This is a genomic window from Methylobacterium sp. J-043 (assembly GCF_022829505.1).
Classification (GTDB): Bacteria; Pseudomonadota; Alphaproteobacteria; order Rhizobiales; family Beijerinckiaceae; genus Methylobacterium; species Methylobacterium extorquens_A.
Genome location: NZ_JAKSYB010000034.1, coordinates 186,339 through 202,874, shown reverse-complemented (window position 1 = coordinate 202,874; position 16,536 = coordinate 186,339). Strand labels below are relative to the sequence as shown.

At 69.1% G+C, this 16,536-nt stretch carries 16 protein-coding genes; 12 read left to right on the top strand and 4 right to left on the bottom strand.

All coding sequences use genetic code 11. The annotated features are described in order from the left end of the window. Window positions 1-74: 74 nt before the first annotated feature. Together MKK50_RS07660 and croR are read right to left on the bottom strand one after the other, a co-directional pair. Complete coding sequence (locus MKK50_RS07660; RefSeq protein WP_499021504.1) at window positions 75-884, bottom strand: TrmH family RNA methyltransferase; 810 nt, start codon at window positions 882-884, stop codon at window positions 75-77. A gap of 6 nt (window positions 885-890) precedes the next feature. Next, window positions 891-1,364, bottom strand: a complete 474-nt coding sequence (gene croR / locus MKK50_RS07655) for a 3-hydroxybutyryl-CoA dehydratase (RefSeq protein WP_253370688.1) — start codon at window positions 1,362-1,364, stop codon at window positions 891-893. Between the two features lie 200 nt (window positions 1,365-1,564). On the opposite strand from croR, the gene MKK50_RS07650 reads away from it, so the two are divergent. The 6 genes from MKK50_RS07650 to MKK50_RS07625 all read left to right on the top strand — a co-directional run bounded on the left by MKK50_RS07650 (window position 1,565) and on the right by MKK50_RS07625 (window position 5,701). Beyond that, window positions 1,565-2,182, top strand: coding sequence for a cation efflux transmembrane domain-containing protein (locus MKK50_RS07650; protein WP_499021502.1), 618 nt, complete (start codon window positions 1,565-1,567; stop codon window positions 2,180-2,182). A gap of 149 nt (window positions 2,183-2,331) precedes the next feature. Then, window positions 2,332-3,180 (top strand): metallophosphoesterase, encoded by an 849-nt coding sequence (locus MKK50_RS07645; RefSeq protein WP_499021501.1) that lies wholly within the window; start codon window positions 2,332-2,334, stop codon window positions 3,178-3,180. Between the two features lie 93 nt (window positions 3,181-3,273). Next, entirely contained in the window at window positions 3,274-3,495 is a 222-nt protein-coding gene (locus tag MKK50_RS07640) for a hypothetical protein (RefSeq protein WP_499021500.1), read from the top strand. Window positions 3,496-3,630: 135 nt separating this feature from the next. After that, window positions 3,631-4,773 (top strand): dienelactone hydrolase family protein, encoded by a 1,143-nt coding sequence (locus tag MKK50_RS07635; protein ID WP_499021499.1) that lies wholly within the window; start codon window positions 3,631-3,633, stop codon window positions 4,771-4,773. Between the two features lie 35 nt (window positions 4,774-4,808). Next, window positions 4,809-5,420, top strand: coding sequence for a glutathione S-transferase (locus MKK50_RS07630; protein WP_499021496.1), 612 nt, complete (start codon window positions 4,809-4,811; stop codon window positions 5,418-5,420). A 68-nt stretch (window positions 5,421-5,488) separates the two neighbouring features. Further along, window positions 5,489-5,701 (top strand): hypothetical protein, encoded by a 213-nt coding sequence (locus tag MKK50_RS07625; protein WP_499021494.1) that lies wholly within the window; start codon window positions 5,489-5,491, stop codon window positions 5,699-5,701. A 343-nt stretch (window positions 5,702-6,044) separates the two neighbouring features. Here MKK50_RS07625 and MKK50_RS07620 read toward each other — a convergent pair whose 3' ends face one another. Next, window positions 6,045-7,235 carry an amidinotransferase gene (locus tag MKK50_RS07620; RefSeq protein ID WP_253370680.1) on the bottom strand — a complete coding sequence of 397 codons (1,191 nt, stop codon included), beginning with the start codon at window positions 7,233-7,235 and terminating at the stop codon, window positions 6,045-6,047. Window positions 7,236-7,446: 211 nt separating this feature from the next. On the opposite strand from MKK50_RS07620, the gene MKK50_RS07615 reads away from it, so the two are divergent. From MKK50_RS07615 to MKK50_RS07590, 6 genes are all read left to right on the top strand, one after another. Further along, window positions 7,447-8,580 (top strand): HpnL family protein, encoded by a 1,134-nt coding sequence (locus tag MKK50_RS07615; protein WP_499021492.1) that lies wholly within the window; start codon window positions 7,447-7,449, stop codon window positions 8,578-8,580. After that, window positions 8,571-9,194, top strand: coding sequence for an MlaC/ttg2D family ABC transporter substrate-binding protein (locus MKK50_RS07610; protein ID WP_253370678.1), 624 nt, complete (start codon window positions 8,571-8,573; stop codon window positions 9,192-9,194). The genes MKK50_RS07615 and MKK50_RS07610 overlap by 10 nt, the downstream gene beginning before the upstream one ends. A gap of 183 nt (window positions 9,195-9,377) precedes the next feature. After that, window positions 9,378-10,574: a bacteriohopanetetrol glucosamine biosynthesis glycosyltransferase HpnI gene (gene hpnI / locus MKK50_RS07605; RefSeq protein ID WP_499021490.1), complete on the top strand. Its 1,197-nt coding sequence runs from the start codon at window positions 9,378-9,380 to the stop codon at window positions 10,572-10,574. Window positions 10,575-10,632: 58 nt separating this feature from the next. After that, window positions 10,633-12,057 (top strand): hopanoid biosynthesis associated radical SAM protein HpnJ, encoded by a 1,425-nt coding sequence (gene hpnJ, locus MKK50_RS07600; RefSeq protein WP_060770791.1) that lies wholly within the window; start codon window positions 10,633-10,635, stop codon window positions 12,055-12,057. A 131-nt stretch (window positions 12,058-12,188) separates the two neighbouring features. Then, window positions 12,189-13,031 (top strand): hopanoid biosynthesis-associated protein HpnK, encoded by an 843-nt coding sequence (gene hpnK / locus MKK50_RS07595; protein ID WP_499021489.1) that lies wholly within the window; start codon window positions 12,189-12,191, stop codon window positions 13,029-13,031. A gap of 223 nt (window positions 13,032-13,254) precedes the next feature. Further along, window positions 13,255-13,548 carry a hypothetical protein gene (locus MKK50_RS07590; protein WP_499021488.1) on the top strand — a complete coding sequence of 98 codons (294 nt, stop codon included), beginning with the start codon at window positions 13,255-13,257 and terminating at the stop codon, window positions 13,546-13,548. A 31-nt stretch (window positions 13,549-13,579) separates the two neighbouring features. Here the strand turns inward: MKK50_RS07590 and MKK50_RS07585 are convergent, their stop codons facing one another. Further along, the gene (locus MKK50_RS07585; protein ID WP_499021487.1) at window positions 13,580-16,228 is read right to left on the bottom strand and encodes an MMPL family transporter; all 2,649 of its coding nucleotides are present in this window, start codon (window positions 16,226-16,228) and stop codon (window positions 13,580-13,582) included. Window positions 16,229-16,536: the final 308 nt, after the last annotated feature.

Here is a 16,536-nt window from a genome sequence, read left to right as displayed (position 1 = left end):
GGGCCGGCCAGGGTCCGCGAGGGCCCGAGCCGTCCACAGGCGGGAGGCCGCAGCCGTGCCCCGAGGATCCGGCTTCAGCCCGCGAGCCGCCGTCCGGCCAGATGATGCAGCGCGATCGCCCCCGCCGTCGCGACATTGAGCGAGTCGAAGCCCGGCGCCATGGCGATACGCACGCGGCGGGCGCGGGCCATCAGCGATTCAGGCAGTCCGGGCCCCTCGGTGCCGAGCAGCAGCAGCGTGCGGGACGGCGGCTCGAGGGCGTCGAGGGTCTCGCGGCCACCGGGGGTCAGCGCCAGCGGCGTCAGGCCATGGTGTTCGGCAAGGTCGAGCAGCGCCGCCCCGCTCCGCGCGCGGGCGAAGGGCACGGTCAGCGCCGCGCCAGCCGAGACGCGGATCGCCTTGCGGTAGAGCGGATCGCAGGTCTCGGCGTCGAGCCAGACCGCGTCGGCGCCGAAGGCGGCGGCGTTGCGAAACAGACCGCCGACATTGTCGTGGTTGGTCAACCCGACGAGCCCGACGACGAGAGCCGGCGCAGGGGCGGGCGGGATCAGGGACTCGGGCGGAGGCTCCTGGCCGCGCAGCCCCACCGCCAGCACGCCGCGATGGATCGGAAAGCCCGCGACCGCGCTCATCACGTCCTTGCCGGCGAGATAGACCAGCGGCCCATCCCCATTCAGCAGAGCCGAAAAGCCCGGCCAGCGCTCGGGCGCCAGCAGCACCGATTCCGCGGCGAAGCGGGCATCCCCTGAGAACAGCAGCCGCAGGGTCACCTCGCCCTCGACGATGAAGCGGCCCTGCCGGCCCACGAGGTCGCGCTCGCGCACGTCTCGGTAGGCGGAGAGCCGCGGGTCGTCGGGATCGTCGATGGTGATCGGTTCGGGCAAGCGTTTTTAAACGCGGCCGCCGCCCATGCGCATGGCGAGCGGGTCGGCCTCTTCCTTCTTCGGCACCTTCACCAGGGCCTCGCCGTCGAGCACCACCTCGTCGCCGACGGAGCAGGTGCAGGCGAGCCGGGCGCGGCGGCGCTCGGGGATCAGCTCGGCGACCTCGACCTTCACCTCGACGATGTCGCCGATGCGCACCGGCGCGCGGAAGTTCAGGGTCTGCGAGATGTAGACCGCGCCCGGCCCCGGCAGGCGGGTGCCGAGCACCGCCGAGATCAGGCCCGCGGTGTAGAGGCCGTGGGCGATGCGGGTGCCGAACGGCGTGCGCGCGGCGAAGTGCTCGGAGAGGTGGATCGGGTTGCGGTCGCCGGTGATCTCGGCAAAGCCCACCACGTCGGAGGAGGAGATCTCTTTCTTCAGGATCTCCGTCAGTCCGACTTCGAGATCCTCGAAATAGAGCACGCGCAGTTCGGGCAACATGTCCAACGCCTCCCCGGTCCGGATCGCCGCTCGATAGGCGGCTTGGCTGTCCTTCGGCAGATCTCTCGCCTTGCACAGCCGCGCGTGCAAATCCAGCCGGACAATAGGCCGAGAGGCCCTACGGCCGGGAAGGGCCTCGACAGGGCAGGGTGCCTCGGTCCATCACCGGCCCGCTTCGCTCCACCCCCGGGAACCCGCCGGTGCCTCGTCTCCCGCCCTCGCCGAGTCTGCGCCCGGTCGTCGCCCGCGTGGCGGCGCTGAACCTCGGCTATTTCGGCATCGAGATCGCGGTGGCGCTCGCGATCGGCTCGGTGGCGCTGATCGCCGACAGCCTCGACTTCCTGGAGGATGCCGCGATCAACCTGCTGATCTTTGCAGGAATCGGCTGGAGCGTGCGCAACCGGGCGCGGCTCGGTGCGGGGCTCGCCGGCATCCTGCTGGTGCCGGGCCTCGCCACGGCCTGGGCGGCCTACGAAAAATTCTCGGAATTCACCGCGCCGGCCCCCGTGCCGCTGACGCTGACCGGCCTCGGCGCGCTTCTCGTCAACCTCGCCTGCGCGCTGATGCTCGCCCGCCACCGCGACGGCCATGGCAGCCTCACCCGCGCGGCCTACCTCTCGGCCCGCAACGATGTCGCCGCCAATGTCGCGATCATCGTTGCGGGGCTTGCGACCGCGCTGACCCGCTCTCCCTGGCCCGACCTCGTTGCGGCAGGCGGCATCGCCGTCCTCAACGCCGATTCCGCCTTCGACGTGCTCAAGGCCGCCCGCCGCGAATGGCGTGCCGCAGCCGAGGAGGCGGCACAGGCCCGCGCCTGACGCCTTCTACCAAGCGGAACGGCAGCCGACCCATGGTCGGTTGCCATGCATCCGGCGGACGCTCGCCGCCCCGCAGTCGCGGGGGCAATCGGCAATGATCGGCATCATTGGCGATTGGTATTCCTCTATCTCTCGAACCGACGGACGCCGTGCTGCGCCTCTTTCCCCTCTCCGATCTGCATCTCGAACGTCGCCGCCCGGAGATGATCCCGCCGCCCGAGGCCGCCTTCGACGTGCTCGTCTGCGCCGGCGACCTGCACGAGGGCCAGCCCGAGGCCGGGCTCGCCACGGTGCTGGCGCTGGCGGGCGAGCGGCCGGTGGTACTGGTGCCGGGCAACCACGAGCACTACGCCCCGACCGGTGACCCACGCACCGCGCCCGAACTCCTCGCCGCCCTCGAACGTGAGGTCGCCCGGCTGAATGGGCTGGGGAGCCGCATCCACCTGCTGCAAGGCGGGCAGGCGGCGGTGATCGGCGGCGTGCGCTTCGTCGGCACGACGCTCTGGAGCGACTGGTCGCTCGCCGGGCGCTGGCTCACCGACGACACGCCCGACCGGCCCGACGACCCGGTCGCCTATGCGGCGGCGCGGATGACCGACCCCGTCACCGGATCACGGGAATACCGCGGCTCGATCCGCCGGGCCGACCGCGAACCCTGGTCACCGACCGACGCGATGGAGGCGCACCTCAGAGAGCGGACGGCCTTCCTCGAAATGCTGTCCCAGCCCCACCAGGGCCCGACAGTCGCCGTCACGCACCACCCGCCGAGCCCGCTCGCCGCCGACGCGTTCCGCGACAGCCCCGGCGTGCCGTGGTGGGTGCCGGCCTTCTACGCCACCACCGTTCTCGACGACCTGCCCGACGCGGACCGTCCCGATCTCTGGATCTCCGGCCACTTCCATGCCGGGCACGACCTGCGGATCGGGCGCACCCGCTGGGTTGCCAACCCGGTGGAGGGAAAGACGTTTCGCAACGATCTCATCGTCGAGGTGGGATAGCGTTCACACGGGCGAAACCCGACGCCGGCCTCGTGCGTAAGGCTCCGACTCGCCACAGGCGGGACAAGCCAACAAAAAAACGGGAGATTCGCCATGAACGCCTTCATCGCCGTCGTGCTCGTCTGCGCCAACGGAATCCCGCAGCAGGAGTGCAACGACGAGCGGGCGAGCGAGGTGCGCAAGGTTCGCGTCGCGAACGAACTCGGCTGCACCAACGGCTGGCAGGAGATCATCGCCCGCACCGATCTGCGCGACGAAGTCGGCAAGACGAGCTACCTTAAGACCGAGTGCCGCCGGGTGAAGGAGCCCGAATAGCGCGCACCGTTGCCCCTGCGGCGTCGCCTCCGCGCCGGAATCTGCTATTCAGGCGCGGTCGAGCCCTGACATTCATGTGAGCGCACGTGAGCGGAGGGGATCGGCACAGCGTTTCGCCGATCGCCCGAGAGACTGATGCGCCCGAAATCCGGACTTGCCGCCCTGCGTTGGCCCAGCCTGGGCATGCTGGCCGCCCTGTCCGTGGCCGGGCCGGTCTTCGCCGCCGCGCCCCCGGCCCAGCCGACGGAGGGACCCGGCGGCGTCGGCGACAGGGCCGCGACCATCACCAAGCGCGCGGTCGGCAAGGCGAGTGCTGCAACCTACGCGTTCTACAAGGCGGGCCCGGCGCCCGAAGGCGGGCGGCCGGTGGCGGTGTTCCTCCACGCCTGGGGCGCACCGAACCCGCAGGCCTACGGCGCCTGGATCGACCATCTCGCCCGCCACGGCTGGCTCGTGCTGTTCCCCCGCTTCCAGGAGGTGAACCGCACCCGGCCCTCCGACGCGCCGGCCATCGCCGCGCGCCTGCTGAAATCCGCGCTGGCGGATCTCGCAGGCGACGCCGACGCGAAGCCGGATACGGGCCGCCTCGCCCTGATCGGCCACTTGGCCGGCGCGCCGCTCGCGGCCCACCTCGCGGCGGAAGCCGCACAGGACGGCCTGCCGGCGCCGAAGCTCGTCTATGTCGTGATGCCCGGTGGCATCGCCCGGGACGCCAAGTCCCGCGGCATCCCGCTCGGCGATCTCGACGGCATGTCGCCCAAGACCCTGCTGGTGACGGTGATCGGCGACCGCGACGCGCGGGCCGCCGACGCCGCCGCCCGGCGCATCCTGCGCGACGCCCATTCCGTGCCGCCGGAGCGCAAGCTGCTCGTGCGGGCGCTCTCGGACGACCACGGCTTTCCAGCGCTCACCGCGACGCTCGCCTCGCCCGCCGGGCTCGACGCGGCCTATGACGGCGGCGCGATCAAGCTGCCGCCCGACCCGCCCGGTGAGAAGCCGCCGCCCTTCCGCTGGTCGGCCGACATGTCGCTCTCGGGCGAGCAGACCACGCTGGTCTCGCAGATCAACAACGCCCGCGCCGACAGCCTCGATTTCCTCGCCTACTGGCGCACCTTCGACATGGCGGCGACGGCTGCCTTCGCCGGCAAGGACGCCCAGAGCCTCAAGAACGATCCCGCCTTCAGCGACATGCGCCGCTGGGGCGACGGCTGGCCGGTCAAGCGCCTCGGCGTCGAGACGCCGAAGGTGCCGGCGACGCCCGCCGCCGTGCAGCGCTGAGCGCCCCGAAACCTCAACAGGATTTTTGCAAGCCGATGAAGCTGTTCCACTCGCACAGCTCGCCTTTCGTGCGGAAGGTGATGGTGGTCGCCCACGAACTCGGCCTCGCCGAGCGACTGGAGCTGCTGCCGAGCGCCGTCCACCCGGTCAAGCGCGACCGCTCGGTGCTGGCGCAGCACCCGCTCGCGCAGGTGCCGACCTTGGTCCTCGATAACGGCGAGGGCCTCGCCGACAGCCGGGTGATCTGCGAGTATCTCGACGCAGAGGCCGGCGGCCGGCTGTTCCCGGCCGGGGGCGACGCGCGCTGGCGGGCGCTCAACGAGCAATCCACCGCCGACGGCGTGCTCGATGCGGCCCTGCTGATCCGCTACGAACTGACCGCACGCCCCGAATCCGAGCGCTCGGCCGCCTGGATCGAGGGGCAGACCGCCAAGATCGAGAGCGCGCTGGCGTGGTTCGAGGAGCAGGCGGAGGCTTTGGGCGATCGGGTCGATATCGGCACCATCGCGCTCGCCTGCGCGCTCGGCTACCTCGACCTGCGCTTCTCCGACATCGCCTGGCGCGACGACGCCCCCCGGCTCGCCGCGTGGTTCGCGCGGTTCGAGGAGCGGCCCGCCATGGTCGCGACGCGCCCGCCCGCCGGGTAGCCTATCGGGGATCCTCCGGCTGGCTCGGCCCTTGCTAAGCTTGGGCTGTCCCTGTCGGGAGACCCACCATGCCCGATTTCGTCGCCGCTTCGCTCGCCTCCGCCGTCTTCTGCCTCGCGATCATCGCGCTCAATGCGCTGACCCGCCTCGCACTTCAGACCCCGCTCGCGCCGGACGGGCTCGCCGAGAACGGCTTTCTGCAATATGGTGGCGCGCTGGCGCTCGCCGGGACGACCTACCGGCGGGCGACGCGACTGCCCGGACGATATGTCGGCGAGTGAACCTGCCTCTGCAGGTAAAAGCGTTCCAGCCGAAAGGCTTATCCTGCAACGCTCAGCGTCCGGATGACGTCGCGGACGCGCGCGCTGACGGGGAGGGCGCTCCGCACCGTCAGCGCGAGGCGGAGCCCAGGCAATCCGGAAGCATGAAGATCACCGAAACGAAAAGAGCCTGCCACGAGGCATTCGCGGCAGGCTCCGGATCGATGATGTGCCCCGCCCGCTGCCGGGCCGGGCCGCTTTCCTAGAGCATCGTCCTGGATATCGGATCCAAGATGGTGCTCTAGGCTTTTGTTTTTGCATCATCTTTTTCCGAAAGCCGGCAACCAGCTTTCGGGATGATGCTCTAGAAGTACGACTTCAGCACGCCGCGGCGGCGCACGTCGAGCGTGGCGCAGTGGAACGAGCCGCCGAACGGGCCGTAGGACAGGAACGGCGCCGGGATCGGGTCGAAGCCCCAATCCTTCAGGGCCTTGATCAGGGTCGGCTGGCTCTGGTCGACGACGATCTTCTTCTCGTCGATGGCGAGCACGTTGATCGAGGTCCAGGGCGAGCACATCGAGATCTTGCTCATGAAGCCCTCGACCGGGTCGGGGCGCGGGGCGATCAGCACGTCCCACTTCTTGAGCACCGCCGGCAACTTCTCGACGTCGATGTAGTCGGGGTTGACCAGCACCTTGCCGGGCGCCAGCGGCATGAACGACGAATCGATGTGCATGGGCTGCGGGCAGCGGCTCTCGATCTCGTGGATGCGGAAGCCGGGGCCGAGATGGCGGCGCAGCCACTCGATGCCCATCAGGTTCGTCACGTTCGAGCGGGTCACGAACAGGTCGCGGCCGCAGCGCACGAAGTCGGCGGCGTCGAAGACCGGCTCGAATTCGTTGACCGTGAACTGCATCGGTTCGCCGGCCTTCAGGTTCGGCACCCGGTAGTCGTAGTTGTAGAGGTCATCCGTCAACTGGGGACGCGGTGCGGAGGTCCACCGCGCGCCATTGCGAAAATATTCCTTGAACAGCGAGCGGTAGGCATCGCCCTCGAAGTAGCGCGAGCGCCAGCACATCGGGCTCTCGATGATCTCGTCGCCGATCACGAGATACGGGTCGCGCGGGCAGGCGACGCAGAACCCGCGCGAGGTCCAGCGCGGCGCCTTGAATTTCTTCGAGAAATCGACCGTATCCGGGCGGCGCACCTTCACGCCCTCGCCGGCCAGGATCGAGATGAAGTTGTCGAGCTCGGCCTGTGCGAGCTTCTTCATGAACTTCGGGTATTTCCAGCCGGAGGCGAAGCGGTAGAACGGCTGGGCCGCCCGCGGCAGGTTGAAGATCACGGTCAGGTGGTGGGTCGGGATCGTGGCGCCGTCGAGCGAGCCGACGATCACCTCCTCCAGCGGATCCCACTCGTTCCAGGCCATCACCGGGCTGCGGGTGGCGGGGGAATGTCCCCCCAGCTCACGGCCCTCGTAGCCCTGCGAAAAACCCGTCGACGAGGCGTCGTCGACCAAGGCGGAATCCGCCGTGATCTGCGGCTCGCGATCCATTTGAGGCTCCCTAGAAGCGGCATCGCGCGACAATCGTCGCCAGCGTTCACCGCGGGCGCCGCTTTGCTCCCCGGTGTGTCAATCGGGTGATAGACAGGGCAGATCAAAGCTGCAACCTGCCGGAACGCTTCCCACCACCGGCTAAGCTTCGATGGTCGCTTCGGGTGGGATTTCGACAACACAAGCCTTCGCCGATGATCGAAAGAGGCTGATGAAGCGTCTCACAACTTTGGCATCGATCGTTGGACTGGGCACGGCGCTCGCGCTGTTCCTGTCTTCCGGCGTGTCCGATGTCACCGCCGCGGTCGTGAGCGCGGGCTGGGGCACGCTCGCCGTCGTGCTCGCCCGCTTCCTAGCGGTCGCCTGGGCGGGCCTCGGCTGGCATGTGCTGTTCCCCCGCGGCGCCGGCCCCACCCTGCGCGACTGCATCTCGCTGCGCTTCGTGCGCGAGGGCATCAACACGCTCCTGCCGGTGGCGCAGGTCGGCGGCGACTTCATCGGCGCGCGCCTGCTCACCCGAACGGGCACGCCCGGCGGCATGGCCGGCGCCAGCATGTTCGTCGATCTGATGACCCAGGCGGTCACGCAGCTCGTCTTCACCATCGCCGGGCTTCTCCTGCTGATGCAGATCACCGGCGACGGGCCGATGGTCCGCACCGTCGCGGGCGGCGTGCTGGTCGCCATCCCGGCGCTGGCCGCCTTCTACGTCATCCAGCGCCGCAGCGGTCACCGCCTGATCGAGGCGGCGCTCAGCCGCTTCGCTGCGGGCCGCGAGTGGCGCGCGCTCGGCGCGATCGACGTGCTCTACGAGAACCTGCGTCGCCTCTACGGCAACCGCGCCCGCGTCGGCGCGGCGCTGCTGATCCACCTCGTCGGCTGGGTCATCGGCACCGTCGAGGTGTGGATCGCGCTGAACGCGATGGGCTATTCCATCAGCTTCCTCGACGCCCTGGTGATCGAGAGCCTCGCCCAGGCCGTGCGCGGTGCCGCCTTCGTCGTGCCCGGCGCCATCGGCGCCCAAGAGGGCGGCCTGATCGCCCTCGGCGCCCTGTTCGGCATCCCGCCGGAGGCTGCGCTGGCCCTCTCGCTCGTCAAGCGCGTCGCCGACCTCGCCGTCGGCCTCCCGAGCCTCGCTCTGTGGAACCTGATGGAGCGCAAAGGCGCGGCGCCTGCCGAAACCGACGGCACCGAGACGGTGCGTGAGGGGCTCGGGGCGATCCGGGCGCGGCTCGGCCGCCGCTCGGGCGCTGCCCCGCTCGCCCCGGCCTACGGCTTCTCCGCCGCCCGGAACCCTGCCCCCCTTTCCTCCGACAACGAAGCTGGAGCGCTCCAGAAGTGCGCCTGAACCGCCGCAGCCTCCTTGCCGCCGCCGTGGCGATGCTCGCCCTCACGGCGACGCCGCACCCCGTCCGAGCCGCCGACGATCCGGCCGTGGTGCCGATCCAGCGCCTCTATGCCAAGTTCGAAGAGGCGCTGAAGAACGGCGCGGGCGATCTCAAGAGCCGGCTGGCGATCGTCGGCGAGACCCTGGCCGAGACCTTCGACACGCCCGCCATGGTGCGCACCGCCGTCGGGCCGAAGTGGAAGACGTTCAAGCCCGAGCAGCAGGACGCGCTGACCGAGACCTTCGGCCGGTACTTCGTCACGCTCTACGCCAACCGCCTCTCGCAGGCGGCGGGCGGCAAGTTCCAGATCGAGCCGAAGAGCGAGGAGCGCGGGCCCAACCGTGTCGTCTCGACCCGCGTCTCGAACAAGGACGGCGACGATTCGGAGGTCGATTACGTCGTCAACGCCGGCAACAAGGTGCAGGACGTGCTGCTCAACGGCAATGTCAGCGAGGTCGCCTCGATGCGGGCGAGCTTCGCCGACCCGCTCAAGGGTGGCGCCGACAGCCTGCTGAAATTTATGCGCGAACGCACCGATGGGATGCTCGCCGCCAAAGTCTCGCCCAGACAATAGGGCCAGAGACGAGGGATTGAGAAGCACGCCGCCGGGTCGAACCCGCCATCGATTCGGCAGCAACGAGACCACCGACAAGGCCTGGAGCCGACCGCGACCCGTTTGGGGCGGCGTCCGGGCCTCACCGTCTTCAGACCGCCGCCCGCGGCCCCGCCCCAAGACAGCAGCGAGCAACGCCGCGCCATGGACCTGAACGAGCTGCCAGCCTGGATCGCATCCGTGCTTCTGCTGATGGCGCTCGCCGGTTGCGTCTATGCCCTGCTCGCGGCTTGGCTCGTCGGCCGTTTCGCTGCGCGGCCGTCGCCCGCGCTCGCGGCCGATGCGCCCCGCCCCGGCGTGACGATCCTCAAGCCGCTCTGCGGCCTGGAGCCGGACCTGTTCGAGAACCTCGAAAGCTTCTGCCGCCAGGATTATGCGGGCTCGGTGCAGGTCGTGTTCGGCGTCCAGAACGCTGCCGACCCGGCGGTTGCCGTGGTGCAGCGCCTGCGGGAAGCCCATCCGCGCTTGCGCCTCGACCTCGTGGTCGATGCGAGCCAGCACGGCTCGAACCGCAAGGTCTCCAACCTGATCAACATGTCGGAGCGGATCGCCCACCCCGTCGTGGTGCTGGCCGATAGCGACATGTCGGTGAAGCCCGATTATCTCGAGCGCGTCGTCGCCGCCCTGTCGCAGCCGGGTGTGGCCGGCGTGACCTGCCTCTATCACGGCGTGCCGGGCGACCGGGGCCTATGCGCCCAGCTCGCCGCGCTCGCCATCGACGTGCAGTTCGTGCCCAACGTGATCCTCGGCACCACCTTCGATCTCGCCCGGCCCTGCTTCGGCTCGACCATCGCGATGACGGCCGAATCGCTGGCCCGCATCGGCGGCTTCCGCGCCTTCAAGGACGATCTGGCCGACGATTACGCCATCGGCGAAGCCCTGCGCGCCGAGGGCGGCACCGTGGCGATTCCCGCGCTCACCATCGGCCACGCCTGCGTCGACACCGAGCTGTCCGGCCTGTGGCGGCACGAGCTGCGCTGGAACCGCACCATCCGCAACGTCGATCCGAAGGGCTATGCCGGCTCGGTCGTGACCCACGCCTTCCCGCTGGCACTGCTCGCTGCGCTGATGCCCTGCGCAGGCGCCGGCGCGCTCGCGGTCGCCGCCCTGGCCCTCACCTGCCGCATCCTGCTGTGCCTGCGCATCGAGCGGGCCTTCGGGCTCGCTCCCCACGCCTACTGGCTGTTGCCGATTCGTGACATGCTGTCCTTCATCAACTTCACTTGGAGCTTCGTCTCGGGTGCGGTGACATGGAAAGGTCACGATTACCGTGTGGTTGCGGACGGTACGCTGATTCCGGAGCACGGCCTCGGTCGCGAGTCGCGCGCGACTTCGGTCTAAGCTTCAAACCATTCGCCCTTATACATTCCAACGCTCGAGCCTTGAGGCCTTGAACCCCATGCGCACGCTCTTCCTGCAGGCCCCCACCTTCGACGGCTTCGATGGCGGCGCCGGCTCGCGCTACCAGGCCAAGCGCGAGATCAAGTCGTTCTGGTACCCGACCTGGCTGGCCCAGCCGGCGGCCCTGGTACCGAACTCGAAGCTGATCGACGCGCCGCCGCACAACATCAAGCTCGAAGAGATCGTGGCCCAGGCCAACGACTTCGACCTCGTGGTGCTCCACACCTCGGTCCCGTCCTTCAAGTCCGACGTGAAGACCGTCGAGGCGCTCAAGGCGGCCAATCCGCGGCTGATCGCCGGCCTGATCGGCGCCAAGGTGGCGGTGGATGCCGCGGGCTCCATGGCCCAGGCGCCGTGCATCGACTTCTGCGCCCGCAACGAGTTCGACTTCACCGTCAAGGAAGTCGCCGACGGCGTGCCGATGTCGGAGATCAAGGGTCTGTCCTATCGTGATGCCAACGGCGTCGTGGTCCATAACGAGGACCGCGAGATCATGACGGACATGGACCAGCTTCCCTTCGTCACGAGCGTGTACAAGCGCGATCTCGAGATGGAGAAGTACTTCATCGGGTACCTCAAGCACCCTTACATCTCGTTCTATTCCGGCCGCGGCTGCAAGAGCCGCTGCACGTTCTGCCTCTGGCCGCAGACCGTCGGCGGGCACACCTACCGCACCCGCTCGGTCGCGCACGTCATCGAAGAGATCAAGTATTGCCTGAAGGAATTCCCTCAGACGAAGGAGTTCTTCTTCGACGACGACACCTTCACCGATAACCTGCCGCGCGCCGAAGAGATCGCCCGCGAGCTGGGCAAGCTCGGCGTGACGTGGTCCTGCAACGCCAAGGCCAACGTGCCCTACGAGACCTTGAAGGTTCTGCGTGACAACGGCCTGCGCCTGCTGCTCGTCGGCTACGAGTCCGGCAACCAGCAGATCCTGAACAACATCAAGAAGGGCATGCGCGTCGAAGTCGCGGAGAAGTTCACCAAGAACTGCCACGAGCTCGGCATCGCCATCCACGGCACCTTCATCGTCGGCCTGCCGGGCGAGACGAAGGAGACGATCCAGGAGACGATCGCGTTCGCCAAGCGCATCAACCCGCACACGATCCAGGTCTCGCTGGCCGCGCCCTATCCGGGCACCTTCCTCTACAAGCAGGCGGTGGAGAATGGCTGGCTCGACGTCGAGAACGCCGAACTGGTGGACGAGAACGGTGTGCAGATCGCCCCGCTGCACTACCCGCACCTGTCGCACTCGGAGATCTTCTCCGCGGTCGAAGAGTTCTACCGGAAGTTCTACTTCCGCGCGCCGAAGATCGCCTCGATCGTCAACGAGATGGTCCGCTCGCCCGAGATGATGAAGCGGCGGCTCCGCGAGGGCGTCGAGTTCTGGCACTTCCTCCGCGACCGCAAGGCCGCCGCGTAACGCTGCGCCGCCGGCTCCATTGAGCAAACAAGAAAGGCCGGGCACCCGCCCGGCCTTTCTTGCTTCAAGGGCTCCGCCCTGGACCCGCGAGAGGGCTGGCCCTCTCGACACCCGTGACGAGAAGAATTCCCTTGAAGCGATTGGTCGTCACCGCCGACGATTTCGGCCTCAGCCGTGAGGTCAACGAGGCCGTTGAGCAGGCCCATCGCGGCGGCATCCTCACCGCGGCGAGCCTGATGGTGTCGGCGCCCGGCGCCGCGGACGCCGTCGCCCGCGCGCGGCGGACGCCCTCGCTCCGCATCGGGCTGCATCTGGTTCTGGTCGAGGCGTGGCCGACACTGTCAGCCGCGGAACTGCCCGACCTGACGGATGCGCAGGGGCTGATGCGGCGCGACATGGAGCGGCTCGGACTCGACCTCGCCCTGAAGGCAAGCGCCCGGCGGCAGCTCGCCGCCGAGATCCGGGCGCAGTTCGAGGCGTTCCGCGCGACCGGCCTGCCGCTCGATCACGTCAACGCGCACAAGCACTTCCACATCCACCCGCTCATCGCCGGGATGGTGCTGCGGATCGGCCGCGATTACGGGATGCGGGCGCTGCGGGTGCCGCGTGAGCCGCGCGATCTGCTGGCGCGCGCCGAGCCCGGCTTCCAGGCCAAGCCCGCTCTCGACACCGCGCCGTGGGCGGCCCTGCTGGCCGTGCGGGCCCGTCAGGCGGGCCTGCTGATCCCAACCCGGACCCTTGGCCTTGCCTGGTCCGGTGCGATGACGCCGGAGCGCGTCACCGCCCTGCTGCGCCACCTGCCGGACGGGCTCACCGAACTCTACACCCACCCTGCCACCGCGGGCGGTTTCCCCAGCGAAGCCCCGGGCTACCAATATGCGGCCGAGCGGGACGCTCTGATCGCGCCGCAGGCGCGGGAGGCCGTCGAGCGGAGCGGAGCGGTCCGGGGCGGCTTCTCGGATTTTCTGCCATAGGCGTCCGCGCGAAGGGCGCCGGTATCCGGCCCCATTAAGCGATCGGGCGATTGGATCGGCGTGAGGGAAGGCCGTCGAGCGCGATCGGCCTGGCTCACTGAGGTCGGCTCAGGCGCGATGATGCGCCAACGCCGTCCTCACCCAGGCGATCGTCTCGCCGCAACCCGAGACGAACGCAGGCACGGCGCTCGCATCCGCCATACAGCGTCTCAGGGCCCAGGGCGTGCCGCGCGCGGTCATCGTCGATCGCGCGGTCGCCATGTGCTGCCCGCTCGTGGACCGGGATGAAAGCCTGACGCTCGATCGACAGCGCGAGGCTGTCCGACGCTTTGCCTCCGCGCTGACGAGCCTCGTCTATGATCCCCCCGGCCCGAACGAGGGCAAGAGCGCGTTCATCCTGAGCCTGCCGGTCAAGCCGGCTTTGTCGCTGCAGATCGATGCCGCCGCCGCCAAAACAGGCAAGACTCGCGAGACCTGGATCCTAGAGGCGATCCAGGCCCGGTCGGCGAGCGACTGACGCCGAACCGCCAACCGGACAGGTCCGGCAGCTACTTCGCCGTCGCGTGCTCGCGGGCGACCGTGCCCGGCGGGCGGCCGGCTTCCTTGCCCTCGGGGCGGTCGGCATCCGGCTGCTTCGGCGGCGGCCCGAGGAAGGCCGGGACCACGAAGAAGGCCGCGATCAGCGTGAAGAACAGCGACAGCGCGAGCAGCTCGCCCATGCTGGCGGTGCCGGGATGGCTCGACAGCATCAGCGAACCGAAGGCGGTGCCCGTGGTCAGCGCCGAGAAGAAGATCGCCCGCGTCAGGCTGGAGGCCAGCATATCGACGACGCCGGCCCGCCACGCGATCACGTAGTAGATGTGGAAGGCCACACCTACCGCCAGCATCAGGGGCAGGGCGATGATGTTGGCGAAGTTCAGCGGCATGCCGATGACCTTGAGCGCCATCAGCGTCCACAGGGTCGCCAGCACCAGCGGCCCGAGCGTCATCGCCACGTCCCAGGGTTTGCGCAGTGCGACCGAGAGCAGGATGAAGATCAGCGCAAGCGCCGTCAGGCCCGCCTGCACGAAGGCGCCGAGGATGGTGTAGCTCGACTCGGTCGTGGCGATCGGCGCGCCCGTGGCGTGGGGATCGACCGTCTGCACTTCCTTGGCGAAGCGGCGCAGCACCTCGTCGTCATTCGAGTCGCCCTTCGGGTGGACCTCGATGCGGGCGCGGCCGTCGCTCGTCACCCACTCGGCCTTCAGCGGCTTGGGCAGGTTGTCGAGGGTGATCTTCTTCGGATCGAGCAGCCCGGACAGGCGGCTCATCAGCGTCTTCAGATCGGTGGTCAGCGCGACGCTGGCCGCCTCGCGCTTCTCCGCCGGGGCGGCGGCGAGGGTGTCGAGGGTGCCCGACAGGCGGTCCGCCGCCTTGGCGCCGGCCGAATCACCGTTCGCGATGGTCTTCAGCGCCGCGGCCGTCTCCTTGAGCGCCTTGACGTTCTCCGCATCGGTCGGCGGCGGCGGCTTACGCGCCGGGTTGAGGGCGGGGGCGAGGAGCTGCGCCGTCTCTTGGATCGTAGCGAGCTTCTGATCCTGATCGCGGGGCACGAAGGTGTCGATCGAGATCACCTTGGCGACCGCCTCGAGCCCTTGCAGGCGTTTGGACAGGGCAGGCACCCCATCGACGGTCGGGGCGAGCACGTCGATCGAGTTCGGGCTGGTGGCCGGGTCCTTGATCAGGTCGAGATAGGTCGCGATCGATTCCACCTTCGGGCTGCGAAGGTGCATCGGGTTGGAATCGAACGGCAGCTTCAACAGCAGCGGGATGCCGGCGACGGTGATCAGGCCGACGAAGATCAGCACCCACTTGCGGTGCTCGATGATCCAGTGATCGACGCCCGCCATCCACGTCGTCTCGACCGCCCGCTTCTCACCGCGCGGGTTGAACACCGCGATCAGGGCCGGGAGCAGGGTGAGCGAGAACAGGTAGGCCACGATCATGCCGACGCCGGCGATCAGGCCGAGTTCGGACACGCCGCGGAACTGGGTCGGCAGGAAGGCGAAGAAGCCGGCCAGCAGTGAGACCGCCGCGAGCGTCAGAGACCAGCCGACACCCCGCGCCGCGCCGCGAAGCGCCGCATCGACGCTGCCGAGTTCGTAGCGGTCGGCCCGGTAGCGCACGGCGAACTGGATGCCGAAATCGATGCCGAGCCCGACGAACAGGGCGGCGAAGGCCACCGAGATCGGGTTCAGCTCGCCCACCATGATGAGGCCGAGGGCGGCCGTCACGATGAGACCCGCGAAGGTCGTGATCAGGACCGAGATGACGAGGGGGCCGGAGCGCAGCGCCAACGCCAGGAACAGGACGATGGCGGCGGTCGTCAGCGAGTAGTTCAGGAAGGCGTCGTCGGCGAGCGTCGCGAACTCGTCGTCGGCCACCGCCACCGGCCCGGTCAGGCGGATGCGAAGGCCGTGCGCCGCGTCGATGTTCTGCTCGGCGGCCACGCGCCGGATCAGCTTGGTCGCCTCGCGGCCCGGCTCCAGGGCGTTGTAGTCGAGCACCGGCTGGATCATCACGAACTTGCGCTTGTCCGTGGTCTCGCTGCGTCCGCCCGCGAGCAGGGTCTGCCACGACATCCGGGCGCGCTGTCCGTCGAGGGCCTTGCGCAGGGTCTCGTCGATCTGCCCCATCGGCTGGGCGAGGTCTTCGAGCTTGGCGTCGCCGCTCTTGACGCCCTTCACGCCGAGCGAGAGCACTCGCATCACGCCTCGCAGAGACGGGTCGGCGGCCAGCGGCCCGAGAAGGCCCTGTTGCTCGATCAGCCGCTGCGTCGTCTGCTCCAGCTCCTCCTGCGACATCAGCAGCAGGCCGTTGCGGTCGAAGAACGGGCCGCCGTCGGGCCGGTAGACGGTCTCGATCTCGGAGCGGTGCGACTTCAACGCCTCGGCGAAGCGCGCGGCGGCCTCCTCGGCGATCTCCGGCGTCTCACCGTCGATCACCGCGGCCACGAGGTTCGTGCGCTGCGGAAACGCCTTCTCGAAGGCGATCTCGTCCTGGCGCCAGGGGACGCTCGGCTCGATCAGCCGCTCGACATCGGTATTGATGCGGAACAGGTGAGCCGCCGCGCCTGCGCCCGCGACCGTGAGGAGCGCCGCAGCCACCAGTACCAGCCAGCGGCGCCTGACGGAAAACGCGACGAGACGTTCGATCACGTAAAACCCTGTCTGCCTAACGATCCGACCTGTCCCCGCGTGACGACGGCCGGGACGCTTGGTCCCGTTCTCCCCGCGACACAGGACGCGGCGTCCTCAGCAGGCGGCGACGCGCCGAATCGATCCTCGTCTTGGCCCGCGGGACGTGACCCTCGCGAGCGGGAAACCGGGAAGGGCGCCGACGGCCGGCGACCCTCTTCCGGTGAACACGGAACACGCGAAGAGCTTGATAGAGACTCCACGCCGATCATTCGTGTCGTTGGGGCGCTACCTACTTGCCCCGGCGAGGGAATGCAACGCGCCCCGGC

Excerpts from the sequence above, each read along its gene's own strand:
- croR (WP_253370688.1), bottom strand. The coding sequence starts at position 1,364 with ATGTTGCCCGAACTGCGCGTGCTCTATTTCGAGGATCTCGAAGTCGGA.
- MKK50_RS07640 (WP_499021500.1), top strand. The coding sequence starts at position 3,274 with ATGAACGCCTTCATCGCCGTCGTGCTCGTCTGCGCCAACGGAATCCCG.
- MKK50_RS07635 (WP_499021499.1), top strand. The coding sequence starts at position 3,631 with ATGCGCCCGAAATCCGGACTTGCCGCCCTGCGTTGGCCCAGCCTGGGC.
- MKK50_RS07630 (WP_499021496.1), top strand. The coding sequence starts at position 4,809 with ATGAAGCTGTTCCACTCGCACAGCTCGCCTTTCGTGCGGAAGGTGATG.
- MKK50_RS07625 (WP_499021494.1), top strand. The coding sequence starts at position 5,489 with ATGCCCGATTTCGTCGCCGCTTCGCTCGCCTCCGCCGTCTTCTGCCTC.
- MKK50_RS07620 (WP_253370680.1), bottom strand. The coding sequence starts at position 7,235 with ATGGATCGCGAGCCGCAGATCACGGCGGATTCCGCCTTGGTCGACGAC.
- MKK50_RS07615 (WP_499021492.1), top strand. The coding sequence starts at position 7,447 with ATGAAGCGTCTCACAACTTTGGCATCGATCGTTGGACTGGGCACGGCG.
- hpnI (WP_499021490.1), top strand. The coding sequence starts at position 9,378 with ATGGACCTGAACGAGCTGCCAGCCTGGATCGCATCCGTGCTTCTGCTG.
- hpnJ (WP_060770791.1), top strand. The coding sequence starts at position 10,633 with ATGCGCACGCTCTTCCTGCAGGCCCCCACCTTCGACGGCTTCGATGGC.